Source organism: Pseudomonas sp. 382, assembly GCF_002759075.1.
Taxonomy (GTDB): domain Bacteria; phylum Pseudomonadota; class Gammaproteobacteria; order Pseudomonadales; family Pseudomonadaceae; genus Aquipseudomonas; species Aquipseudomonas vlassakiae.
Genome location: NZ_PEMX01000021.1, coordinates 21,792 through 45,692, shown reverse-complemented (window position 1 = coordinate 45,692; position 23,901 = coordinate 21,792). Strand labels below are relative to the sequence as shown.

The 23,901-nt window shown below is 62.4% G+C and carries 17 protein-coding genes, 4 tRNA genes and 1 pseudogene; 12 read left to right on the top strand and 10 right to left on the bottom strand.

Annotated elements, in window-relative coordinates:
• Positions 1 to 80: 80 nt before the first annotated feature.
• The 9 genes from lon to CQW31_RS20975 form a co-directional block, all read right to left on the bottom strand.
• Entirely contained in the window at positions 81 to 2,477 is a 2,397-nt protein-coding gene (gene lon / locus CQW31_RS21015) for an endopeptidase La (protein ID WP_099815310.1), read from the bottom strand.
• A 165-nt stretch (positions 2,478 to 2,642) separates the two neighbouring features.
• Positions 2,643 to 3,926: an ATP-dependent Clp protease ATP-binding subunit ClpX gene (gene clpX / locus CQW31_RS21010; RefSeq protein WP_054883550.1), complete on the bottom strand. Its 1,284-nt coding sequence runs from the start codon at positions 3,924 to 3,926 to the stop codon at positions 2,643 to 2,645.
• A gap of 108 nt (positions 3,927 to 4,034) precedes the next feature.
• Entirely contained in the window at positions 4,035 to 4,676 is a 642-nt protein-coding gene (clpP, locus tag CQW31_RS21005) for an ATP-dependent Clp endopeptidase proteolytic subunit ClpP (RefSeq protein ID WP_003259400.1), read from the bottom strand.
• A 91-nt stretch (positions 4,677 to 4,767) separates the two neighbouring features.
• Complete coding sequence (tig, locus tag CQW31_RS21000) at positions 4,768 to 6,081, bottom strand: trigger factor (protein ID WP_054883549.1); 1,314 nt, start codon at positions 6,079 to 6,081, stop codon at positions 4,768 to 4,770.
• 248 nt (positions 6,082 to 6,329) lie between these two features.
• Entirely contained in the window at positions 6,330 to 6,629 is a 300-nt protein-coding gene (locus tag CQW31_RS20995) for a DUF6388 family protein (RefSeq protein ID WP_054883548.1), read from the bottom strand.
• Between the two features lie 258 nt (positions 6,630 to 6,887).
• Positions 6,888 to 6,963: transfer RNA gene (locus CQW31_RS20990), tRNA-His, on the bottom strand.
• 36 nt (positions 6,964 to 6,999) lie between these two features.
• Positions 7,000 to 7,084 (bottom strand) — tRNA-Leu (locus CQW31_RS20985).
• Positions 7,085 to 7,141: 57 nt separating this feature from the next.
• Positions 7,142 to 7,217: transfer RNA gene (locus CQW31_RS20980), tRNA-His, on the bottom strand.
• Between the two features lie 43 nt (positions 7,218 to 7,260).
• Positions 7,261 to 7,337: transfer RNA gene (locus tag CQW31_RS20975), tRNA-Arg, on the bottom strand.
• A gap of 270 nt (positions 7,338 to 7,607) precedes the next feature.
• Here CQW31_RS20975 and folD point away from each other — a divergent pair.
• From folD to CQW31_RS20935, 8 genes are all read left to right on the top strand, one after another.
• Complete coding sequence (folD, locus tag CQW31_RS20970; RefSeq protein ID WP_054883547.1) at positions 7,608 to 8,462, top strand: bifunctional methylenetetrahydrofolate dehydrogenase/methenyltetrahydrofolate cyclohydrolase FolD; 855 nt, start codon at positions 7,608 to 7,610, stop codon at positions 8,460 to 8,462.
• A gap of 203 nt (positions 8,463 to 8,665) precedes the next feature.
• The gene (locus CQW31_RS20965; protein ID WP_054883546.1) at positions 8,666 to 9,730 is read left to right on the top strand and encodes an ornithine cyclodeaminase; all 1,065 of its coding nucleotides are present in this window, start codon (positions 8,666 to 8,668) and stop codon (positions 9,728 to 9,730) included.
• 75 nt (positions 9,731 to 9,805) lie between these two features.
• Positions 9,806 to 10,297, top strand: coding sequence for an Lrp/AsnC family transcriptional regulator (locus tag CQW31_RS20960; protein ID WP_054883545.1), 492 nt, complete (start codon positions 9,806 to 9,808; stop codon positions 10,295 to 10,297).
• Positions 10,298 to 10,363: 66 nt separating this feature from the next.
• Positions 10,364 to 15,166: a dermonecrotic toxin domain-containing protein gene (locus CQW31_RS20955; protein WP_099815309.1), complete on the top strand. Its 4,803-nt coding sequence runs from the start codon at positions 10,364 to 10,366 to the stop codon at positions 15,164 to 15,166.
• Between the two features lie 302 nt (positions 15,167 to 15,468).
• The gene (locus CQW31_RS20950; protein ID WP_099815308.1) at positions 15,469 to 16,779 is read left to right on the top strand and encodes a C4-dicarboxylate transporter DctA; all 1,311 of its coding nucleotides are present in this window, start codon (positions 15,469 to 15,471) and stop codon (positions 16,777 to 16,779) included.
• Positions 16,780 to 16,823: 44 nt separating this feature from the next.
• Complete coding sequence (locus tag CQW31_RS20945; RefSeq protein ID WP_099815307.1) at positions 16,824 to 17,528, top strand: FadR/GntR family transcriptional regulator; 705 nt, start codon at positions 16,824 to 16,826, stop codon at positions 17,526 to 17,528.
• Between the two features lie 16 nt (positions 17,529 to 17,544).
• Entirely contained in the window at positions 17,545 to 18,225 is a 681-nt protein-coding gene (locus tag CQW31_RS20940; protein WP_054883541.1) for a GntR family transcriptional regulator, read from the top strand.
• An 87-nt stretch (positions 18,226 to 18,312) separates the two neighbouring features.
• Positions 18,313 to 19,377 carry a hypothetical protein gene (locus CQW31_RS20935; protein WP_099815306.1) on the top strand — a complete coding sequence of 355 codons (1,065 nt, stop codon included), beginning with the start codon at positions 18,313 to 18,315 and terminating at the stop codon, positions 19,375 to 19,377.
• Between the two features lie 118 nt (positions 19,378 to 19,495).
• On the opposite strand, the gene CQW31_RS20930 is transcribed toward CQW31_RS20935, so the two are convergent.
• Positions 19,496 to 19,924, bottom strand: a complete 429-nt coding sequence (locus tag CQW31_RS20930) for a PACE efflux transporter (protein WP_054883539.1) — start codon at positions 19,922 to 19,924, stop codon at positions 19,496 to 19,498.
• Between the two features lie 98 nt (positions 19,925 to 20,022).
• Between CQW31_RS20930 and CQW31_RS20925 the strand changes: the two genes are divergently transcribed.
• The 4 genes and pseudogenes from CQW31_RS20925 to CQW31_RS20915 all read left to right on the top strand — a co-directional run bounded on the left by CQW31_RS20925 (position 20,023) and on the right by CQW31_RS20915 (position 23,890).
• The gene (locus CQW31_RS20925; protein WP_099815305.1) at positions 20,023 to 20,901 is read left to right on the top strand and encodes a LysR family transcriptional regulator; all 879 of its coding nucleotides are present in this window, start codon (positions 20,023 to 20,025) and stop codon (positions 20,899 to 20,901) included.
• 144 nt (positions 20,902 to 21,045) lie between these two features.
• Positions 21,046 to 22,074, top strand: a pseudogene (gene mcpA / locus CQW31_RS32200) (methyl-accepting chemotaxis protein McpA); the annotation flags it as partial.
• A gap of 117 nt (positions 22,075 to 22,191) precedes the next feature.
• A complete protein-coding gene (locus CQW31_RS32195) occupies positions 22,192 to 22,932 on the top strand; it encodes a methyl-accepting chemotaxis protein (RefSeq protein ID WP_371263233.1) in 741 nt (246 codons plus the stop codon).
• A 172-nt stretch (positions 22,933 to 23,104) separates the two neighbouring features.
• Positions 23,105 to 23,890 carry a sulfite exporter TauE/SafE family protein gene (locus CQW31_RS20915; protein WP_099815304.1) on the top strand — a complete coding sequence of 262 codons (786 nt, stop codon included), beginning with the start codon at positions 23,105 to 23,107 and terminating at the stop codon, positions 23,888 to 23,890.
• The last annotated feature ends 11 nt before the right edge of the window (positions 23,891 to 23,901 follow it).

Here is a 23,901-nt window from a genome sequence, read left to right as displayed (position 1 = left end):
GTGGCAGCTTGACAATAGCGTGCCGCTTTATAGCAAGGCCCCGAAAAAACTGTCAAGGAAAGCCCCCCGGCCAAAAACTACTAATGCGTGCTAATTCTTTCCTTGGCATCGCCGTCGCGTTTGTCATCTTTCGCGACAATCTCCGGAGCCACATCTGGCAAGGGCTCCGGGGCGTATTGCAGCGCAATTTGGAGGACTTCGTCAATCCATTTGACCGGTTTGATCTGCAGATCCTGTTTGATATTTTCCGGAATTTCCTTCAGATCGCGAACATTTTCCTCAGGAATGATCACCGTCTTGATCCCGCCACGGTGTGCAGCCAGCAGTTTTTCCTTCAAACCGCCGATGGCCAATACCTGACCACGCAGGGTGATTTCACCGGTCATTGCCACGTCGGCACGCACCGGAATCTGCGTCAGCGCCGACACCAGCGCGGTACACATGCCGATACCCGCGCTCGGGCCGTCCTTCGGCGTGGCGCCCTCGGGCATGTGGATATGCACGTCGTGCTTCTCGTGGAAATCGGCGGCAATACCCAGGCTGCGGGCACGGCTGCGGACCACGGTTTGCGCGGCAGTGATCGACTCGACCATGACATCGCCCAGCGAGCCGGTCTTGATCAGCTGGCCCTTGCCGGGGATGACCACCGACTCGATGGTCAGCAATTCGCCGCCCACCTGGGTCCAGGCAAGGCCGGTGACCTGACCGATCTGGTCCTGCTGCTCGGCCAGGCCGTAGCGGAACTTGCGCACGCCGAGCAGGTGCTCGAGCTGCTCACCGGTGACCTTGACCTTGACCTGCTTCTGCCCGGTATGTTCCTTGACCACCTTGCGGCAGACCTTGGCAATCTGGCGCTCCAGGCCACGCACACCTGCTTCGCGGGTGTAGTAACGGATGATGTCGCGAATCGCCGAGACGTCGATCTCCAGCTCTTCGACCTTCAGGCCGTTGGCCTTGACCTGCTTGGGCGTCAGGTACTTGACCGCGATGTTGATCTTCTCGTCTTCGGTGTAACCCGGCAGGCGGATGACTTCCATCCGGTCCAGCAGCGCCGGCGGAATGTTCATCGAGTTCGAGGTGCACAGGAACATCACGTCCGAGAGGTCGTAGTCGACTTCCAGGTAGTGGTCGTTGAAATTGTGGTTCTGCTCTGGGTCGAGCACTTCCAGCAGCGCCGAGGCCGGGTCGCCACGCATGTCGCTGCCCATCTTGTCGATCTCGTCGAGCAGGAACAGCGGGTTGCGTACACCCACCTTGGTCATCTTCTGGATCAGGCGGCCAGGCATCGAACCGATGTAGGTACGACGGTGCCCCCGAATCTCGGCCTCGTCACGCACGCCGCCCAGGGCCATGCGCACGAACTTGCGGTTGGTCGCGGCAGCGATCGACTCGGCCAGCGAGGTCTTGCCCACGCCAGGCGGGCCGACCAGGCACAGCACCGGGCCGCGGATCTTCTTCACCCGTTTCTGCACGGCGAGGTACTCGAGGATCCGCTCCTTGACCTCTTCCAGGCCATAGTGGTCGGCGTCGAGGATCTCTTCGGCCTTGGCCAGGTCCAGGCGCACCTTGCTCTGGGCCTTCCACGGCACCTGCACGAGCCAGTCGAGGTACGAGCGCACCACGGTGGCCTCGGCGGACATCGGCGACATCTGCTTGAGCTTGTTCAGCTCGGCCTGGGCCTTGGCCAGGGCGTCTTTCGGCAGGCCAGCGCCTTCGATGCGCTTTTTCAGCTCTTCGACTTCGTTATGGCCTTCGTCACCGTCGCCAAGTTCCTTCTGAATGGCCTTCATCTGCTCATTCAGGTAGTACTCGCGCTGGCTGCGCTCCATCTGTTTCTTGACCCGGCCGCGGATTCGCTTCTCGACCTGCAGAAGGTCGATTTCGGCATCGAGCAGGGCCAGCACGTGCTCGACTCGGGTCGCCAGGTCGACGATCTCGAGGATTTCCTGCTTTTGCTCGATCTTCAACGCCATGTGCGCGGCCATGGTATCGACCAGGCGACCAGGCTCTTCGATGCTGTTCAGCGACGACAACACTTCGGCGGGCACTTTCTTGCCCAATTGCACGTACTGCTCGAATTGCGAGAGCAGCGTGCGCACGAAGACTTCCGACTCGCGCTCGGCGGCGTCGGTTTCATCGATCAGGGAAACTTCGGCACGGATGTGCCCTTCTACTTCGGTGAAGCGCTCGACCGCACCGCGCTGCTCGCCCTCGACCAACACCTTGACAGTGCCATCGGGCAGCTTCAGCAATTGCAATACGGTAGCGACGGTACCGACCCGATACAGGGCGTCTTCGCCTGGATCGTCATCGGCAGGGTTTTTCTGGGCCAGCAGCAGGATCTGCTTCTCGCCCGTCATCGCCGCCTCAAGGGCTTCGATAGACTTCTCACGCCCCACGAACAGTGGGATGACCATGTGCGGATAGACGACGACATCGCGCAATGGCAAAAGAGGCAAGTCGAGGGTGGTCTTCATGATTTCGCCTCTACAGCGGCCTTATGGCCGGAAACCGGTGGAAATGATGCTTGGACCTAATGTGGGGGCACGCTTGGGAAATTACAAGCGCTTGCATAGGAAAAGCAGAAAGGGGCCCGTAGGCCCCTTCTAGCTTTGCTGCCATCACCCGGTGTTCGCCTGGAATCAGGCGTCGGGCGCGGCCTTGGCTTGCGGCTCGCTGTTTTCGTAGATCATCAGCGGCTGCGAGGTGCCTTCGATGACGCTCTCGTCGATCACCACCTTGCTGACATCCTTCTGCGAAGGAATCTCGTACATGGTGTCGAGCAGCACGCCTTCGAGGATCGAACGCAGGCCACGGGCGCCCGTCTTGCGCTCCAGGGCCTTGCGTGCGACGGCCTTGAGGGCGTCGGTGCGGAACTCGAGGTCCACGCTTTCCATCTCGAACAGCTTGGCGTACTGCTTGGTCAGGGCATTCTTCGGCTCGGTGAGAATCTGCATCAGTGCAGCCTCGTCAAGCTCGTCGAGAGTCGCCAGAACCGGCAGGCGACCCACGAACTCGGGGATCAGGCCAAACTTGACCAGATCGTCCGGCTCGACCTCGCGCAGCGATTCGCCGACCTTCTTGCCCTCTTCCTTGCTGCGTACTTCGGCGCCAAAACCGATGCCACCCTTGGTGGAGCGGTTCTGGATGACCTTTTCCAGGCCGGAGAAGGCGCCACCGCAGATGAACAGGATGTTGCGGGTATCAACCTGCAGGAATTCCTGTTGCGGGTGCTTGCGGCCGCCCTGCGGCGGTACCGAAGCAACGGTGCCCTCAATCAGCTTCAGCAGTGCCTGCTGCACGCCTTCACCCGAAACGTCGCGGGTAATGGACGGGTTGTCCGACTTGCGCGAGATCTTGTCGATCTCGTCGATGTAGACAATGCCCATCTGGGCCTTTTCCACGTCGTAGTCGCACTTCTGCAGCAGTTTCTGAATGATGTTCTCGACGTCCTCACCCACATAACCGGCTTCGGTCAGGGTGGTGGCGTCAGCGATGGTGAACGGTACGTTCAACAGTCGCGCAAGGGTTTCGGCGAGCAGGGTCTTGCCCGAGCCGGTAGGCCCGATGAGCAGGATGTTGCTTTTGCCGAGTTCGACTTCGTCGCCCTTCTTGTCACGCTGGTTCAGGCGCTTGTAGTGGTTGTACACCGCTACCGAGAGCACCTTCTTCGCGCGCTCCTGACCGATGACGTACTGGTCCAGGATGCCGCTGATTTCTTTCGGCGAAGGCAATTTGTGCGCGCTGCTCTCGGCCTGGGCTTCCTGCACCTCCTCACGGATGATGTCGTTGCACAGGTCGACGCACTCGTCGCAGATAAATACCGAGGGCCCGGCAATCAGTTTGCGCACTTCGTGCTGGCTTTTGCCGCAGAAGGAGCAATAAAGCAATTTGCCGCTGTCCTCGCCGTTACGGGTGTCAGTCATTCGATCGATCCAATCCGGTAGGCTTGCAACACAAGATGAAGGCAATTGCGGGCTTTTTCAAGTCCGCAGGTAGGCGCTTTGCGCACCTACCTGCCCTGGCACCTGGGTTCAGGAGGCCAGTTGCCGCTTGTCGTATACCGAGTCGATCAGGCCGTACTCGGCCGCGCGCGAGGCGCTCATGAAATTGTCACGCTCGGTGTCGCGCTTGATGGTCTCGAGGTCCTGGCCAGTGTGGTAGGCCAGCAGCTCGTTCAGGCGCGCCTTGATATTGAGGATTTCCTGGGCGTGAATCTCGATATCGGTGGCCTGCCCCTGGAAACCGCCCAGTGGCTGGTGGATCATCACGCGCGAGTTAGGCAGGCAGTGACGCTTGCCCTTGGCTCCTGCGGCCAGCAGGAACGCACCCATGCTGCAGGCCTGGCCGATGCAGATGGTCGAGACGTCTGGCTTGATGAATTGCATGGTGTCATAGATCGACATGCCAGCAGTCACCGAACCGCCTGGGGAGTTGATGTACAGATGGATATCCTTGTCCGGGTTTTCCGCTTCAAGGAACAGCAGCTGCGCCACAACCAGGTTGGCCATGTAATCCTCTACCGGGCCAACCAGGAAGATCACTCGCTCCTTCAACAGGCGCGAGTAGATGTCGTAGGCACGTTCGCCACGGGCGGACTGCTCGATAACCATCGGGACCAGGCCGCCTGCGGCCTGGATGTCAGAGCTCTGCTGAATATAAGAATTGCGGGACATGTCCTGCGCTCACTCCCAAATAGTCATGGCTTGATAACGCACAAGCCAGCTCGAAGGCTGGCTTGTGGGGGTTTCCTACGAGAGAAGCCTGTTACTCAGCGGCGGCAGGGGCCTGTGCTGGCTTTACGGCATCTTCGTACGAGACCGACTTGTCGGTCACAGTCGCTTTCTGCAGAACAGTATCTACAACTTGTTCTTCCAGCACAACCGAACGAACTTCGTTCAGTTGCTGGTCGTTCTTGTAGTACCAGGAAATGACCTGCTCAGGCTCTTGGTAAGCCGAGGCCATTTCTTCGATCATTTCGCGAACCTTGCCTTCGTCCGGCTTCAGCTCGAACTGCTTGACCACTTCGGCGACGATCAGGCCCAGCACCACGCGGCGCTTGGCTTGCTCTTCGAACAGCTCGGCCGGCAGTTGCTCAGGCTTGATGTTGCCACCGAACTGCTGAACAGCCTGCACGCGCAGACGGTTGACTTCATTTTCCAGCAGGGCCTTTGGCACTTCGATCGGGTTGGCGGCCAGCAGACCGTCCATGACCTGGTTCTTGACCTTGGTCTTGATCGCCTGGCGCAGCTCACGCTCCATGTTCTTGCGAACTTCACTGCGGAAGCCTTCCAGAGTCGACTCTTTGATGCCGAACTGGGCGAAGAACTCTTCGTTCAGCTCTGGCAGCACAGGCGCCGAGACGCTGTTGACGGTGATGGTGAACTCGGCGGCCTTGCCAGCCAGGTCCAGGTTCTGGTAATCCTCAGGGAAGGTCACGTTGACAACGCGCTCTTCACCCGCCTTGGCGCCAACCAGGCCGTCTTCGAAGCCAGGGATCATGCGGCCGGAACCGAGTACCAGCTGAGTGCCTTTGGCGGAACCGCCAGCGAACACTTCACCGTCGACCTTGCCGACGAAATCGATGTTGACCTGGTCGTCGTTCTGCGCAGCGCGCTCGACAGCCTCGAAACGGGTATTCTGCTTGCGCAGCACTTCCAGCATGTTGTCCAGGTCGGCGTCAGCCACTTCGGCGCTCAGGCGCTCGACGCTGATCGACTCGAAGCCGGCAACGGTGAACTCCGGGAATACTTCGAAGACAGCAACGAATTCCAGGTCCTTGCCCTTCTCGAAGGACTTCGGCTCGACGGCCGGAGCGCCAGCAGGGTTCAGCTTCTGCTCGACGATGGCTTCGTAGAACGAAGCCTGGACCAGGTCACCGAAGGCCTCTTGACGGGCATCGGCTTCGAAACGCTGACGGATCACGCTCATCGGCACCTTGCCTGGGCGGAAGCCCGCGACCTTGGCGCGCTTGGCAGTCTGTTGCAGACGCTTGTTGACTTCGTTCTCGACGCGCTCGGCCGGAACGGCGATGGTCATGCGGCGCTCGAGAGCGGAAGTGTTTTCAACAGAAACTTGCATGGATATTCCTCGTTGCACAGACGTTAGCCGGCGATAGCCCGACTCCAGAATCAAGGGCGAACATTCTAGTGAGTCACGCACCAGAAGTCACCCCACCCGGGACGACGGGAAGCCACGCCGGTCGATTAACTTGCATGGCCCGCACGGTGAAGTGCCGAGCCTCTTTATATAGAAGGCCGCATACCAGCCAACGCCGGCACACGACCGAAATACCTTGTCAAACATCCACCAGCTTGAGAGCGACCCGTTTATTCAGGATCAATCTCGTTGAACTGGCAGTACTCCTCCCACTCCATGCCTAACGCCTCGGCCACTTCGCGATGGGTCTCCAGGCGCATGGCCTGCAGTTGCTCGGGGCTTTCGGCAATCAGCTGCAACGCCAGCTCCCAAGGCTGAAGGCCCTGCTCATCGGCAGCATCCTCGAATGCCCACTCGATCTGCTGGGCCTGCTCACGCGCATCCAGCTCGCGAATTTCTTCGAGCAGTTGCGGATTGGCTTCGGCAAAGCGCTGCAACGCCATGGCCTGGCGGGCTTCTTTTGCAATCATCAGGGGTATTCCTCTGCCGGCCAAATGGACCGGTGTTTCAACCGGCTGAAATCTAACAGCTTTTATTGGGGTGCCACCAGAGGATTGCAAGGGGGGATTGAGTAATGACTGCGAAGTCCTGCCCTGAGAGTTGTGGCGCCTGCCATATCGAGCGCCGCGCGGGCGGCGCTCGAACCCACAGACGCCAAACCCCTCAAGGCAGGCACCCCGAAAACGACAAAGGCGCCCGATCTAACGATCAAGGCGCCTTCGAAAATATGGGGTGGACGATGGGAATCGAACCCACGACAACTGGAATCACAATCCAGCGCTCTACCAACTGAGCTACGCCCACCATATTGCGGTGTTGCGATACAACCTTACAGAAGCATGGTGCGGACGAAGAGACTCGAACTCTTACAGCTTGCGCCGCTGGAACCTAAATCCAGTGTGTCTACCAATTTCACCACGTCCGCGTAACGCTTAAAAACAAAGGCGCCAGACCATTCAATCAGCGGCGCCTTCGTCGAATATGGGGTGGACGATGGGAATCGAACCCACGACAACCGGAATCACAATCCGGCGCTCTACCAACTGAGCTACGCCCACCATATTGCATTACAGCCTTACTTGCTTGCCCAAGCTGCCTAAATGGCGCACCCGGCAGGACTCGAACCTGCGACCATCCGCTTAGAAGGCGGATGCTCTATCCAGCTGAGCTACGGGCGCTTAAGCTTGAAGCCTAACCGAACAAGCCGTTAACAGATAACTGCCAAACCACTCATTCTGCCCGACCTCGCCAACCAGTGCTAGGCTGTGCCCGACAAGTGCGGCGAATCTTATAGGCGACCCTACAGGTCGTCAACACCTTTCTCGGAAAAATTTAAATTATTTAAGGGGTTAGAGGATTTGCCCGACCACCCGCCTTTGCCCTTGGGCGGACTCGTGCGAGAATGCGCCCTCTTTATTGTTCCTTTCTCGATGGTTAATCACGCGTCTATGACTGCACACCTAATCGATGGCAAGGCGATCGCCGCCAACCTGCGCAAGCAGATCGCTCAACGTGTCGAGGAGCGTCGCCAGCAAGGCCTGCGCACGCCGGGCCTGGCGGTGATCCTGGTCGGCACCGACCCCGCCTCCCAAGTCTATGTCTCGCACAAGCGCAAGGACTGCGAAGAGGTCGGCTTCATCTCCCAGGCATTCGACCTGCCCAGCGAGACTACGCAGCAAGCGCTGACCGAGCTGATCGACCGCCTCAATGACGACCCGGCCGTCGACGGCATCCTGCTGCAACTGCCGCTGCCGGCGCACCTGGACGCCTCGCTGCTGCTCGAACGCATCCGCCCCGACAAAGACGTCGATGGCTTCCACCCTTACAACATCGGCCGCCTGGCCCAGCGTATCCCGCTGCTGCGCCCGTGCACGCCAAAAGGCATCATGACCCTGCTGGAAAGCACCGGGCAGGACCTGTACGGCATGAACGCGGTCATCGTCGGCGCTTCCAACATCGTTGGCCGCCCGATGGCCATGGAACTGCTGCTGGGCGGTTGCACCGTGACTGTCTGCCACCGCTTCACCAAGGATTTGGCCGGCCACGTCGGCCGCGCCGACCTGGTGGTCGTGGCCGCCGGCAAGCCGGGCCTGGTCAAGGGTGAATGGATCAAGGAAGGCGCCATCGTCATCGACGTCGGCATCAACCGCCAGGAAGATGGCAAGCTGGTCGGCGACGTGGTCTACGAGACCGCCCTGCCACGCGCCGGCTGGATCACGCCGGTGCCGGGTGGCGTCGGGCCGATGACCCGCGCCTGCCTGCTGGAGAATACGCTGTATGCGGCGGAAGAACTGCACAAGTAACAGCGCGTGACATGAAGACGGCACCTCTGGCAGGTGCCGTTTTTTTTTGCTTGCGCCACAGCGCAGCCGATTCGGCTGCAGGGGCGCGCAAGATCAGCCGCTCCCGCTGCCAGCATCCCCTGCTTCAGCCAGCATCGCCACGCTCCGCGCCCGACAATATTTCCAGAGACCTCACTGGAAGCGTCGCCGCAAGGAGACCCGTCATGACCCGCTATATCGATGTGCAAGACCTCGCCCGCCTGGTCAACCGCAAAGGCCTGGCCACTTGCCTGGTAGAGATGGCCGAGTACATTCGCCAGGACTACCTGCGCTGGCCGGCCTTCGAGAAGTGCGCCCGGGTGGCCAACCATTCGCCCGACGGGGTGATCGAGCTGATGCCGGTGTCCGATGCGAGCCTTTACGCTTTCAAGTACGTCAACGGCCACCCGAAGAACACCCACCATGGCCTGCCCACAGTGATGGCCTTCGGTACCCTGGCCGATGTCGACACCGGCACCCCCTTGCTGCTCAGCGAGATGACCCTGACCACGGCGATCCGTACCGCCGCCACCTCGGCACTGGCAGCTCGCTACCTGGCGCGGGAGAACAGCCGCTGCATGGCCCTGATCGGCAACGGCTCGCAAAGCGAGTTCCAGGCCATCGCCTTCAATACCCTGTTGGGCATCGACGAGATCCGCCTGTACGACATCGACCCTGCTGCCACGGCCAAGCTGGTGGCGAACCTGGCCGGCCGCCCTGGCCTGAAGTTGAGCGTCGCCAGCTCCGTGACCGAAGCGATCCGCGGTGCCGATATCGTCACCACAGTGACTGCCGACAAGGCCTATGCAACCATCCTCACGCCGGACATGATCGAACCGGGCATGCACCTGAATGCGGTGGGGGGCGACTGCCCGGGCAAGACCGAACTACACCGCGACATCGTCGAACAGGCGCGGGTGATCGTCGAGTACGAACCGCAGAGCCGTGTCGAGGGCGAGATCCAGCAGATGCCTGAAGATTCGCCGGTGGTCGAATTGTGGAAGGTCGTCGCGGGGCTTGTTCAAGGCCGCGAGAACGCAGGGCAAGTGACCCTGTTCGACTCGGTCGGATTTGCCCTGGAAGACTACTCGGCCTTGCGCTACGTGCTGGACACCGCACGTATGCTGGGCATTGGCCAGGACATCGCGCTGGTACCGAAGCTGGAGAACCCGAAGGACTTGTATTCACTGCTGCAGCCGCGCGTGGTTGGCGTACGCGCGATGCGCAAGGAAGATACCGCCTGCGCCTGATCAACCCCGGGGCCGAGCAGCAGCCCCGGATTACGCCTACCCTGTTCGTGCCCACTTTCGAAAGAAGCCCTGCGCATGGACACCAAGGACGCCAATGCCCAACCTCTGGACCGGATCGATGAGGCCATTATCGAGGTGCTGCGCCACGACGGTCGCATCACCTTCGAAAAGCTCTCGACCCTGGTGCACCTCACCCCGCGCCCCTGCCTGGAGCGCGTGCGCAAGCTTGAACGCCGGGGTGTGATCCGCGGCTATGGCGCGATCATCGACTTGCAGAAACTCGCCCCTGGCTTGTCTTTGCTGGTGCTGGTGGCCCTGTCCAACCAGAGCGGGCGCGCCGCGCAGAAGGCCTTCGAGGCCACCATGCTGGCCTGCCCGGACGTCTACGAATGCCAGCTGATCAGCGGCCACTTCGACTACAGCCTGCGCCTGCGCTGCCGCGACATGGAGCACTATCGGGTGCTGAGCGAAAGCTGGATGAACAATGATGCACTGCACATCGACAAGCTGGTGGCACACCCTGAGCTGGCGTCGATCAAGTGCATGGCGCCGCAGATCGGGCGCTAACCCTGTACCCCCAAGCCCTTGTCAGCTTGAATAGCCTCGCCGTCTCCTTGCAATGGAGTACGGCCCATGCCTCAAGCCCCTTCACCTCACCTGGCATTTATCCAGCGGCGCATGCCCCAGTGGCTGAAATCGTCTACGCCCCGGCAACGCAAACAGCTTGAACTGCGCGTGCGCAGCAGCCATCGCGCCAGCCACCGGCTGCGCAAACATCTGGCAACGCTGCAAGCCCCAGAAGCATTTTGCCGCGCCCACCTGAACGACGCACTTGCATACTGGTTTGCCGAGCGCGAGCTACCCGACGTCGGCCAGGGCTGGCTGTGGCATGCAGCGCTGCGGCGCGGCATGTCCTGGCTGGAAGCCGCCATGCTGAACTTCGATGAAACCGACAAGGTACAGCTGTACCTGCGCAAGGACGCGCCGGCAGCCACCAACATCGATACCGAGCGTTTCGTGAAGATGGTCCGCAACCTCGACCTCGGCCGCCGTTACCAAGATCACCTGGCCGCCCTGCTCGATTCCGAACTGACCGCGCAACTGCAGCAAGACCAGGACCGCGCAGCCTTCGCCGCCGAGTTGAGCCTGGCGCTGCTGCGCGGTCATATCGACAGCCGTGGCGAGTTATTGGGCGAAGCGGCACTGGCGGGGGCTACACAGCTCACTCGCCCCGATGCCAGCCAGCGCGATCTGCAGTGCAGTTATCTGAGCCTGCTCGACTGCCCGCTGAACGGGCCATTGCTCATCACCCTGCAAGCTCACGCCGACACTGAACCCTGCCTGCTTTACCTCCCCGGGCACCCAAGCAGGCCCCTGCGTCAGTACGCCTCCCTCGCAGCACTGGGTCAGAGCCTCACCCGCATGCTCTGGGACGACGATGAACGACGGTTTTTCTTGCGCTACGTCAGCCATGACCAGCAGCCCCGCTTCGCCATGAGGCTGCGCGAGACCTTGTTCCCCCACTACCCCTACGCCACAGTGCAACCCGGCACACCGATATTGGAGAAAGGCCAGCACGTCAGCTGGATCACCCGGCTTTTCCCTGACCCTCACCATCCGTGGCAAGAAACCCTGGACAAGAATGCACGGTTACCCTGGAGCGCTTCGCGCTGGCGCAGGGACTGCTTTGCAGAACGCGTGCGCACTCAGATCGAACGCAAGCGACAGGATGCCGCCAGCATTGTAGTGCCCACCGAAAAACGCGACGCGGCGGCACTGCTCGAGCGAATTGAAGGCTGGCTGCAGACCGGCCTGAACCTGCTCAATGTTGCCAGCTTCTTCGTACCCGGCCTGGCAGAAGTGATGTTGGTGGTGGGCGGGGCGCAGCTGGTCGACGAATTCCTCGAAGGTGTCCATCCCGCCGATGAAAGCGATACCGACGCCGCTGTCGCCCATTTGTTCGGCGTCTTCGAAAACCTGGCGCTATTCGCCGCACTGGGTACCGCCGGGCACTATGTCGAATCGCCAGGGCCATTGCACCAATGGCACCGCATTGGCCATGGCGACACCGAGCGCCTGTGGCATGGCGACCTTTCAGCGTTCGCCCGGTCTCGCCCATGGCCTGCGGATACACCAGTGACCGCCGATGGCCTGCAGGCATGGCAAGGTCAGCACTGGTGGCAACACGAAGGCAAGGCATTGGCGCTGGCGCCAGAAGCAGAGGGTGGCTGGCGCCTGGCGCCAGGTGAAGGCCATCGCCATCAACCCAGGCTGCTCGGCAACGGTGACGGCAGCTGGCTACTGGAGCATGAGCGGCCACTGGCCTGGCGCAGCCCAGAACTGCCGCGCCGCCTTGGCCGCGCGTGCGCGGGCCTGGACGACGCCGCCCTGGCCAACGCCTTGCGCAGCTGCGGCTACGATGACGCCGCGCTGAGGCGACTGCTGCTCGATCACCGGCCACTGCCCGCGCTGTTGCTGGACGGACTTGAAGCCTTTGGTTCCACGCCGCTGCCGCTCATTGAAAGGGGCGATAGCGCCGTGCTGGCAAGGGACTTTCCTTCGCTCAGCCCACGAGCACGCAACGAAATCCTGGCTGCGGCATCGCCGGGTGACGTGGCACGGCTCAGGCAAACCGGCCGACTGCCGCTGGCCATGGCCGAACAAGCCCGGCTGTACCTGCGCGAAGCGCGACTCAATCGAGCACTGGGCCAACTCCGGCAAGCTTCGGCCAACAGCAGTGATCGCGATGCCCTGGTGTTTGCCAACTTGCCACGCTTGCCGGGGTGGACCGGCAACATCCGCCTTGAACTTGTCGAGCAAGGTCAAGTCATCGAAGCTGTTGGCGCGCCAGGCTCAACGGTCAAGCGCGTCTTGCGCAGCAATCATGGCTACCAGGCAGTCGACGCGTCTGGCCAGACCCTGGAGAACCGGGAGTCGCTTGCTCATGCCATCCTGCATGCCCTGCCAGACAGCGAACGCGACGCACTCGGGCTGGCCATTTACGACGCACCAGCCCTGCGAGATGCCTTGTTCGAACTGGCCCACAGAGACCGCGAAGCAACCGCACGCGACCTGGGCATGGCACCCGTGCGCCCGCTGTACAACCCGCCCAGCTCGCTACCGGGCAGCCACCGGGTTGGCTATCAGCTCAGTGGTCACGGCCGCGGCGTGCTGACCGCCGACCAATTGTTCGACCAGCTTTACCCTGCCGGCAATCTGGAAGAGCGCCAGCTCCTGCGTCAACGCCTGCGCCACCAGGCAGGCCATGGGCCGGGCGCCTTCATGCGCTTGCTGGATGGCCTGCGCAGTGATTATCGGCAGCTGGATAGCGAGCTGCAGAGCTGGGTCGAATATGGCCAGGGTGCGCAGCGTACCGCACGAGACACCCAGGCCCAGCGCATTCGCCGAGCCTGGCGCAGGGAAAGCCCCGACGAGCCCACCGGTTCGATCGATCACATCATTCTCGACATCAACGCAGCACAACTGCAAACCTTGCCCAGGTTGAGCGTGACCCTGCCACACGTTCGCGACTTGCGTATCACCGAGCTTCCCGAACGTGTTCACACGCAACTGGACGCCTTTCTCCGGGTTTTCCCCCAGGTCCGCTACCTGGACCTGGAAGGCAATGCCCTGCGCAGCCTTCCTCCGGCACTGGGCGAACTCGGCGAAGTGCAATCACTGGACCTCTCGTACAACGAGCTCGATCTCTCTCAGGAAACCGACCTCACAACCCTCACGCGGCTGACCAACCTCCAGCGCCTGAATCTGTCACAATGCCTGCAGGACCTGCCGGTCAGTGCCCTGCAACGGCTTGCCAATCTGCCAGCGCTGACGTTTTTCCAGGCCGACCGGAACGCCTTGAGCTTCGGTGTAGAGCACTTCCAGGCACTGCAGGGCTGGCCGAGCCTCACCCACCTTGAACTGGGTCACAACCAGATCGTGCTGACCGAAGCAAGCCGCACGGCACTGGCCGGGCTGAATCGGCTGCGTCTGCTTTCACTGCGTCGCAACCCGCTGGAGCTGGCGCCCGACCTGACTGGCTGGGCTGCACTTGAGCAAATCGACCTGGAGCGCACGCTGATCGTCGAATGGCCTGCCGGGCTGACCACCTTGATGAGCCATGAACCGCTCAACCTCCGCGCCATCGACTTGAGCCTCAATGAACTGAGCGATGCACCCGCCCTGCGCGACACCACCTTCGCCCGCCGATACCGCGAACGCGACCCGGAGCTGAGTTACGCCTTCGACGACAACCCCTTCAACGATCTGGCCTTGCAGCGCCTCGAAGAGGCTGGATTACCTGCCGATCAGCAAGACTTTGAGGAAGACGACTGGTCCGCCGGCTGGCCTGGCGCCCTGCGGGCGCATCTGGCCGAGTTCTGGATGGACGCGAACTGGCAGCCCTTGTTCGACTTGTACCAGCGACTGCCCAACACGGAGGCATACCGGGTCAGCACAGCAGCCATGGACCAACGGATGCGCCAAGTGCTGCAGACCCTGGTTGAAGGCGCACAGTCAGATCAAGCCGGCACAGGCTTTGCCCAACTGCAACAGCAGATCCATGACCTTCTGGTGGACGCTGGCCAGGAATGCGTCGACCAGGCCAGCCTGCTGTTTCAGCAGGTCGAGACAGAAGTCTCGCTTTGGCAGTCCGTGGCCCGCGCAGAACCGGGTGCAGGCAACGAACAAGTGGCCATCGACAGCGCCGCGAGCCTGATGCGTCAGCGTTTGCTCGACGAGCAGATTAGCGGGTTGTTCAACGCTCGGCGCGCCAGGCGCCGTGCACTGGCCGACGCCGTCAACAGCGCTGAGCGCGAGGCTGCACCTGCCTTGTCGAGGCATGATGACCTCAGTGATGCGCAGCTGACCGAGGCGAGCTTCCTGCTGGATGAGCTGGAAATGGCCTTGTACGCGCGCATTCGCCTGCAGCAGCGGCTGCGCCTGCCCCCACAACCCGACGGGATGCGTTTCGAGTACCTGGCACGCCTGAGCGATGCCACCTTGCAACGGTTGGAGCAGGCTGTGTGGTCGGATGCGACAGCGGCGCGCCTGAGTGCCTGGGTCAGCGATCAACCCTTCTGGCAGCGCTGGCTACAGCGCTTGCGCCCGCAAGCATTCCAGCAGTTCGACCTGCAATGGGAGGGTGCTTCAGAGTATTTCGACACGCTCAATGACAGCGCCAGCGTGACCGGTAGCTACACCGGCCCCGAGGTCCCGCAGGCCTACATCACCCGCCTGGAACAGCACATGGGGCAGATCACCTGGCGCCGCGCAGGCGTGCTGCAACGCGTTGACCTGTCCAACGACGACGCCCTCTACCTACGGGCTTCGGAGCTTTTGCTGCAAAGTCGACAACAGGCGCGGGAAGCGCTGCTGAGGACACTGACTGAAGCCCTGAGCGACGCCAACCCGCATACCTTCGCGGCCAGCCCTTGAACCCGCGCCCCATCATCTTGGCAAGCTGATTGCAGCAGTTGATCAGGCGTTGGCCAGTCCTGATCTGATTTCAGCGGACAGCGTGGGGCAGGAGCTGCGCCCCATGCACCGAACTAGAGCCAAGGCAGTGCCAATGCCCTACAACTGGTCAGACCGGTAAGGCCAAAATCGCTTGCAAACTTGGATTTTTCGCGCTTTTATGATCCCGCGCTGAACATACCGGTAAGACCACAATAATTAAGTCCTGCGCTCTTTCGCCCCGTGCGGCACCGAAGCAAGGACACCGATCTGAGATCCCTCCCATGCTCAAATGGTGCTCGCGTTCGATCTTCCTGCAAGTTGTGCTCGGCCTTGCTCTCGGCATTGCCTGCGGCCTCAGCTTCCCCGACCTTTCCCTGCAGCTCAAACCCCTCGGCGACGGCTTCATCAAGCTGATCAAGATGCTCATCGGCCTGATCGTGTTCTGCGTGGTGGTCAGCGGCATTTCCGGCGCCGGCGACCTGAAGAAGGTCGGGCGCATCGGCCTGAAATCGGTGATCTATTTCGAAGTGCTGACCACCATCGCCCTGGTCATCGGCCTGGTGTTCGCCTTCAGCAGCGGCATCGGCAGCGGCGCCAACATACACCTCGACCAGCTGTCCAGCGCCGATGCCAGCAGCCTGGCCGAGCGCGGCCAGCACATCCATGGGGCCACGGCATTCTTCATGGACCTGATCCCGACGTCGGTGGTGGGTGCCTTCGCCGACAACAACATCCTCCAGGTGCTGCTGTTCTCGGTACTGTTCGGCAGTGCCTTGAACCTGGTGGGCGACTCGGCCGCTGGCATCTCGCGGCTGATCAACGAACTGAGCCACGTCATCTTCCGCATCATGGGCATGATCGTGCGCCTGGCGCCGATCGGCGTGTTCGGCGCCATCGCCTTCACCACCAGCAAGTACGGCCTGGAATCGCTGCAGCACCTGGGCGGCCTGGTGGCATTGTTCTACCTGACCTGCGCCGGCTTCGTGCTGATTGTGCTGGGTACCGTGATGCGCGTGTCCGGCCTGAAGCTGTTGCCGTTCATCAAGTACCTGCGTGAAGAGCTGACCATCGTCCTCGGCACCGCTTCGTCCGACGCCGTGCTGCCGCAGATCATGCGCAAGCTGGAACACCTGGGCATCGGCAGCTCCACCGTCGGCCTGGTCATTCCCACCGGCTACTCGTTCAACCTCGACGGTTTTTCCATCTACCTGACCCTGGCCATCGTGTTCATTGCCAACGCCACCGGCACACCGCTGGAGATGACAGACCTGCTGACCATTTTGCTGGTGTCGCTGGTGACCTCCAAGGGTGCTCACGGCATCCCAGGCTCGGCGCTGGTAATCCTTGCCGCCACCCTGACCGCCGTGCCGGCGATCCCGGTGGTGGGCCTGGTGCTGGTACTGGCGGTGGACTGGTTCATGGGCATTGGCCGGGCGCTGACCAACCTGATCGGCAACTGCGTGGCCACCGTCGCCATAGCCCGCTGGGAAAAGGACATCGACCTGGAACGTGCGCATAACGTGCTCGATGGCAAACCCGGCTTCGCCCCTGCGCCACGCAAGCAAGCCAACCCCCATCAACAGCAATTCTGAGCGAACGTGGCCGGCGCTGACGCCGGCCCTTGCAGGAGCGAACCGTGATCAGCTCATCGACCGTCGTCAACTCAGTGGTGGAAAAACTGCGCCAGGCCCTGGCCCGCGGCCAGTGGCGCTCCGGCGACATGCTGCCCGGGCAGCGCGAACTGGCCGAACAACTGGGTATCAGCCGCCCCAGCCTGCGCGAAGCGGTGACTGTGCTGGAAACCCTGGGCCTGGTGCGTGCGTTGCCAGGCAAGGGTGTGCTGGTACTGGATGCCGATGCCGTGCCCCAGGACCCAGCCAGCGAAAGCGCCGCAGCGGCCAGCCTGGCCGATGTGCTGGAACTGCGCTACACCCTCGAACCGTTCATCGTCGGGCTGGTCGCGCAATCGGCCAACAGCCAGGACATCGGCCAGCTGCGCCTGACCCTGATGGACATGCGCGAAGCCTTGGAAGCCGATGACAGCGAAGCCGGGGCCAAGGCTTACATCGCGTTCCACGAGGCGCTATTCGCCCTGACCACCAACCCGATCTTCCAGAGCGTGGTGCAGCAGACCGGCAACGCCCTCAAGCAGAGCGCCAGCATGCTGCGCAACTCGCCCGAGCACTTGGCCGCACGGCTCAAGGAGAATGAAGCGGTGGTGCGCGCCATCCGCGAACGCAACAGTGCCCAGGCCAGCGCCCAGATGCGCCAGCACATTCTCGCCGAAGGCCAGCGCATGGGCATTCAACTCAATATCCCGGACGACCAGCCCGGCCAATGACCCTTGGAGAGCGACCATGACCGCCTGCGCCCACGCCGCCCCCCGCCTGCCTGCCCTGCTCGCCGCCGGCGAGACCCGCCTGTCGGCCGAGCAGATCTACCCGCGTCTGTTCGACGCGATCCTCGAACAGCGCCTGCCGCCTGGCAGCCTGTTGCCCGAACAGGCCCTGGGCAATGCCTTTGGCGTCAGCCGCACGGTGATCCGCCGGGTGCTCGGGCGTCTGTCGGACCAGCAAGTGGTGGTGCAGCGCCCCAGCCACACTGCCCACCTGGCTGCGCCCGACCCGCAGCAGGCGCGCCAGGTACTGAGTGCCCGGCGCCTGGCCGAAACCACCCTGATCAGCCTGGCCGCACAACGCGCACGGCCGGTGCAGGTTCGCCAGCTGCGCCAACTGGTCGAACGCGAGCGCCAGCACCACGAACGCGGTGAACGCTGCGCCGCCATCCGCCTGGGTGGCGAATTTCACCTCAAGCTCGCCCAGGTGGCGGCCAATGCGCCGCTGGCGCGCTTCCTCAACGGCCTGGTACCCATGACTTCGCTGATCATCGCCCGCTATGAATCGCCTTGCTGCGACCACTGCGCCTGGGAGGAACATGCCGCGATCATCGATGCCGTGGAAGCCGGTGATGCAGAGGCGGCACTGGCGTTGATGCATGATCATCTCGACCGTCTGGAAGACAAGCTCGACCTTGGCTGACCACGGCCGATAGGCTGCACGGCAGCCCCCTGAGCAGCGCCCTATACTCGGATGACCACCCCGCCTCTACCCCCGGGAGGCAGCCGAGTGAGCCGAAGATTGCTGGTCCTGCTGTGCATCTTGCTGGCTATCGCCGGCTGCGCAGGCAAACGCTCGCCGGCCCCGCCCCCGCCAGTGGTACTCGACCCCGCCAGCTGGCAGCGCATCGACCAGGAGCTGATCGAGGCCTCGGTCGGCGCGGCCGGCTCGGCCAACGACTATGCACGGCGCTCGATGCGGGTATGGAAGGAACAGGTGCAGCAACGCACCGAAAACGACTTTATCCCTTGGTTCACCGGTTACTGGACCCAACAATGGCTGACCATGAAGGTAGCCTGGTACAAGCTCGACAGCGGCGAAGGCCGCGAGCCTGCAGAGAAGCGCCTGGCGTTGTACCTGCAGGAGCAGTACCACGAGCGGGTGATCGAACCCGTGGCCGAACAGATCAACCCCGAAGGCATTCGCGATCGTGCCTGCGAGCTGTACGTGCAACTGTTCGGCCAGCAACTGCCAGCGATCATCCAGCGCTACCATGCGCCGCCCGAGCAGTTCAGCCAGCGCCTGAATCGCATCCCGGCGATCAACCTGGGGCCGCCACCCGCCCGCAATGCCTCGCTCTATCAATTGCTGCGGGCCAAGCCGCTCGAGCAGCAACCGGCCTGGCTGGCGTTGCGCGAGCACTTGCACAAGCAGGCCGCCAAAGGCCCGGGGAAAACCGATGTGAGCTTGTCGTCCGTGGCCACCAATGCCAGTGAGAAACTCGGCGCCACCCTGGCCCCTCGCGGCATCGCCAGTGCCGTCGCCAGTGCCGTGGGCAAGGTGGCCGGCGCGATGATCTCGATCGCGGCGACCGGCTACGGCATCATGTCGCACAACCGTGACCAGCCGCAGATGGTCGAGCAACTGCGGGTCATCCTCAACGTCGCGCTCAACCAGGAATGGCAGGAGCTGATGGAAAACCGCCAGAGCGGCGCCCTGGCGGGGGTGTACTACCTGTCTGGGCAGGTCGAGGACAGCCTGCTGGCGACCATGCCACAACCTTCGATGGAGCAGCAGACCGAACAGCGCCAGGCACCCACAAGACAGGAGCCTCTTCTGATTCGCTTGCCCTAGGTTCCTGTTCCGGCCTTTTCGCGGCTAAAGCCGCTCCCACAGGGACACCACTGTTCCCGAGGGCAGTGACATACCTGTGGGAGCGGCTTTAGCCGCGAAGAGGCCTGACCTGCCTGCCTCAGGCAGCGGCCATCGCCGAAGTCGGCAAGCCAAAGATCCGGTCGAACGCCCAGTTGTAGGCGAAGGTGTAGCACGGGATCAGAACGATGAACGCCAGATCCACCAGCAACGCCTCCACCAGGCTCATGTCCAGCCACCAGGCAATCAGCGGAATCAGGTACACCACCAAGGTCAGCTGAAAGCCGACGGCATGCGCCACCCGCCGCGCCACGCTGCGCCCACGCTTGGCCTGGCGGCTCTCCCAGTACTCGAAGAGGCTGTTGTAGATCAGGTTCCAGAGCATGGCGATGGTGGTGATCATCACCGCCAGCGGCCCGGTGTGCGAAGCCTGGGTGTCGGACAGGTAGGCCAGCCCCAGCGTCGACATGCACAGGCCGATGAGTTCATAGGCGGTCACGTAGACCAGTTTGCGTTTGACGCCCTGCACGGGTTACCTCATGTGTCGAATTGCGAGAGCGCAAGGATGATTCACCTGGCTTGACAGGAAAAGTCAACAGCCTTCAGATTGGCTGACAGGAGGCCGCCATGAACTTTTCCAGCGATAACATCCAGCTGTTTCTTGCCGTGCTCGACCGCGGCTCGTTTTCCGCCGCTGCCCGCGCCCTGCACCGGGTGCCTTCGGCGGTGAGCATGGCCATTGGCAACCTCGAAGCCGAACTGGGCTACACCCTGTTCGAGCGCGGCTCACGCGAAGTCCGCGCCACCGCCCAGGCGTTGGCACTCGAGCCCCATGCACGGCTGATCGCCGAGCAACTGGGCTTGTTGCAGGTGCACGCGCTGGAACTGTCCCAGGGCCTGGAAAGCAGCCTTACCCTCGCCGTGGTCCCGGATATCGATCATCGCCCGTTGCTCGCCACCATTGCCAACCTCGGCGCCCGCTACCCGTTGCTCGACATCCAGTTGCTCAGCGCTCCCCAGGAAGAAGCCCTGCAGCTGCTCGACAGCGGCCGCGTCGATCTGTGCCTGGCTTTTGCCGGCTTGCAGGTCGATGCCCGGCGCAGTTTCCAGCACATCGGCATGGAAACGCTGGTGGCCACCTTGTCGCCCACCCACCCGGCCCTGCTCGAGGGCCGTATTCACTACCTCGAGGACCTGGTCAACGTGCGCCAGATCCTGGTCCGCAGCCGCGACCTGCCACTACTCGACCCACGGCCACTGATCGGCGCCACGCACTGGTCCACCGATAGTTTCGACCTGGCCCTGCAGATGGTCGAAGCCGGCCTTGGCTGGGGCGACCTGCCCCTGGCCCGGGTCGCGCCGCTGGTCGCGGCCGGGCGCCTGGTGCGCCTGCAATTTGGCAATACCCGCAACGAACTGCAGCTGCCAATCCATGTGCTCTGGCGCAAGCAGCATCCGCTGCACCAGGGCGCTCGCCTGCTGATCGATCTGCTGGCAGCAGGCTAGCCCACCGTCCGTCGTCGGTGAGCCAGGCAAATAGCTAATTGTTTCAACCTTTTACCAAGCGCGCCGATAACAGGTAGGACAGGACTCGCCTTTTCGCCACAAGCACGCGGCGCCCTTCCCATCCTTGGCTCAAGGTCTCGAAACATGAACCTGAAATTTCGCCACAAGATCCTTCTCAGCGCCTGCGGTGTCGTGGTGCTGGCCTTTGCACTGTTCACGCTCTACAACGATTACCTGCAACGCAACACCCTTCGCCAGAATATCGAATCGTCCGTGCAACAGTCTGGCGCGCTGACTGCCAGCAGCGTGCAGAACTGGATGAGCGGGCGCATCCTGGTGCTGGAAAACCTGGCGCAGGACATTGCCGAACAAGGGGCAGGAGAAACCTTGGGCGGGCTGATCGAGCAGCCTTCCTATACGCGAAATTTCCTTTTCACCTATCTGGGCCAGGCCAACGGCGCATTCACCCAGCGCCCTGACACACAGATGCCGGCCGGCTACGACCCCCGCCAGCGGCCGTGGTACAGCAGCGCGGCCAGCGCCGGTCAGACCGTGCTCACCGCCCCTTACCAGGGCGCAGTCGGTGGCCTCATGGTCACCATCGCGGTACCGGTGAAAAGCAAGCGTAACGGCGAACTGATCGGCGTGGTCGGCGGTGACCTGACCCTTGACACCCTGGTCGAGATCATCAACTCGGTCGACTTCGGTGGCATCGGCCACGCCTTCCTCGCCGACAGCAGTGGCCAGGTGATCGTCAGCCCGGACAAAGACCAGCTGATGAAAAACCTCAAGGACATCTACCCCGGCAGCGGCCTGCGGGTGGCCGCTGGCATGCAGGACGTCACCCTCAACGGTGAAGAACGGCTGATCTCGTTCGCCCCGGTGGCCGGCCTGCCGTCGGCGCAGTGGTACATCGGCCTGTCGATCGACAAGGACAAAGCCTACGCTGCACTCAGCCAGTTCCGAACTTCAGCGATCATCGCCATGCTCATCGCCGTAGTCGCCATCGCCGTGCTGCTGGGCCTGCTGATCCCGGTGCTGATGCGCCCGCTGACCACCATGGGCCGCGCCATGCGTGACATTGCCGAAGGTGAAGGCGACCTGACCCGCCGGCTCGAGGTGCAGCACAAGGACGAATTCGGCGAGCTGGCCAGCTCGTTCAACCGCTTCGTCGAGCGTATCCACACCTCGATCAGCGAAGTCTCTTCGGCCACCCGCCTGGTGCACGATCTGTCGGAAAAAGTCGTCGACGCCTCCAACGCCTCGATCATCGGTTCCGAAGAACAGAGCATGCGCACCAACAGCGTGGCCGCGGCCATCAACCAGCTGGGCGCCGCGACCCAGGAAATCGCCCGCAATGCGGCCGACGCCTCGCAACACGCCAGCGGTGCCAGTGAGCAGGCCCACGGCGGCCGTGAAGTGGTCGAGCAGGCGATCAGCGCCATGACTGCGCTTTCCCAGCGCATCAGCGAATCGTGCCAGCAGATCGAAACCCTCAATGCCAGCACCGATGAGATCGGCAAGATTCTCGACGTGATCAAGGGCATTTCCCAGCAGACCAACCTGCTGGCGCTCAACGCCGCCATCGAAGCCGCCCGCGCCGGTGAGGCCGGACGCGGCTTTGCCGTGGTCGCCGACGAGGTGCGCAACCTGGCCCACCGCACCCAGGAATCGGCCGAGGAAATCCACCGCATGATCACCAGCCTGCAGGTGGGCTCGCGTGAGGCGGTGCACACCATGAATACCAGCCAGGTATCGAGCGAACAGACCGTGCAGGTGGCCAACCAGGCCGGTGAACGCCTGGCCAGTGTCACCGAGCGCATCGGTGAAATCGATGGCATGAACCAATCGGTGGCCACCGCTACCGAGGAGCAGACCGCAGTGGTCGAGAGCCTGAACCTGGACATCACCCAGATCAACGCGCTGAACCAGCAAGGGGTGCAAAACCTCAACCAGACCCTGCAGCATTGCGATGCGCTCGCTCAACAGGCCGGGCGCCTGAAGCAGCTGGTAGGCAGCTTCCGCATCTGATGACGTGTAACCCCTCGTCGGCGCTTGCCGACGAGGGCTTTCGCCAGCGCACGCCTGCATCAACCCAAGAACCGGTTATAACCTAATAACGAACAAGTCTATTTGGCTATAAAAACTCCCTATATGCTGGCACGCATCCGATAACGGGCAAAGCTGGGCAGTCGAGTAGCGTATGGATGTAGGTTCTTTCGGTTTCACCATTGCCGGACTGGTTGTGGGTTTCATCGTCGGCATGACCGGCGTCGGTGGTGGCTCACTGATGACCCCGATCCTGCTGTGGTTCGGCATCAACCCGGCGACTGCCGTGGGCACCGACTTGTTGTATGCGGCGATCACCAAGGGCAGTGGCGTCTGGGTGCATGCCCGGCAGAAGAACATCGACTGGAAGATCACCGGCCTGCTCAGCCTCGGTAGCGTACCGGCGGCAGCCCTGACCCTGTGGTTCCTCAGCAGCCTGCACACCGACACCACGGCGCTGAACGCCATTATCAAGCAGGGCCTGGCGGTGGTGCTGATCCTCACCGCCCTGGCAATCCTGTTCAAGTCGCGCCTGCAAGCGTTCGCCAGCCGTCATGCGGGTGACCACTATCACCTCAGCGACCGCAGCCTGAACGTTCTCACTGTGCTGACCGGCGTACTGCTGGGCGTCATGGTCACCCTGACCTCGATCGGTGCCGGCGCCCTGGGTACCGTGGCGCTGTTCCTGCTCTACCCCTTCCTGGCCACCCGTCGCCTGGTTGGCACCGAAATCGCCCATGCCGTCCCCCTGACCTTGGTTGCCGGTATCGGCCACGCCGGCATGGGCAACATGGACTGGCCGCTGCTGGGTTACCTGCTGCTGGGCTCGCTGCCGGGCATCTACCTTGGCAGCCACCTCACTGGGCGCATCTCTGATCGCGTCCTGCGCCCTTGCCTGGCGACCATGTTGCTGCTGATCGGCTACAAGCTGGTGTTCTGACCTGGCAACCG

Bases quoted from the DNA above. Each gene is read 5' to 3' on its own strand.
- clpP (WP_003259400.1), bottom strand. From the start codon at position 4,676: ATGTCCCGCAATTCTTATATTCAGCAGAGCTCTGACATCCAGGCCGCA.
- CQW31_RS20950 (WP_099815308.1), top strand. From the start codon at position 15,469: ATGCTCAAATGGTGCTCGCGTTCGATCTTCCTGCAAGTTGTGCTCGGC.
- CQW31_RS32195 (WP_371263233.1), top strand. From the start codon at position 22,192: ATGCGCACCAACAGCGTGGCCGCGGCCATCAACCAGCTGGGCGCCGCG.
- CQW31_RS20925 (WP_099815305.1), top strand. From the start codon at position 20,023: ATGAACTTTTCCAGCGATAACATCCAGCTGTTTCTTGCCGTGCTCGAC.
- lon (WP_099815310.1), bottom strand. From the start codon at position 2,477: ATGAAGACCACCCTCGACTTGCCTCTTTTGCCATTGCGCGATGTCGTC.
- CQW31_RS20915 (WP_099815304.1), top strand. From the start codon at position 23,105: ATGGATGTAGGTTCTTTCGGTTTCACCATTGCCGGACTGGTTGTGGGT.
- CQW31_RS20955 (WP_099815309.1), top strand. From the start codon at position 10,364: ATGCCTCAAGCCCCTTCACCTCACCTGGCATTTATCCAGCGGCGCATG.
- CQW31_RS20960 (WP_054883545.1), top strand. From the start codon at position 9,806: ATGGACACCAAGGACGCCAATGCCCAACCTCTGGACCGGATCGATGAG.
- tig (WP_054883549.1), bottom strand. From the start codon at position 6,081: ATGCAAGTTTCTGTTGAAAACACTTCCGCTCTCGAGCGCCGCATGACC.
- folD (WP_054883547.1), top strand. From the start codon at position 7,608: ATGACTGCACACCTAATCGATGGCAAGGCGATCGCCGCCAACCTGCGC.
- CQW31_RS20940 (WP_054883541.1), top strand. From the start codon at position 17,545: ATGACCGCCTGCGCCCACGCCGCCCCCCGCCTGCCTGCCCTGCTCGCC.
- CQW31_RS20965 (WP_054883546.1), top strand. From the start codon at position 8,666: ATGACCCGCTATATCGATGTGCAAGACCTCGCCCGCCTGGTCAACCGC.
- clpX (WP_054883550.1), bottom strand. From the start codon at position 3,926: ATGACTGACACCCGTAACGGCGAGGACAGCGGCAAATTGCTTTATTGC.
- CQW31_RS20995 (WP_054883548.1), bottom strand. From the start codon at position 6,629: ATGATTGCAAAAGAAGCCCGCCAGGCCATGGCGTTGCAGCGCTTTGCC.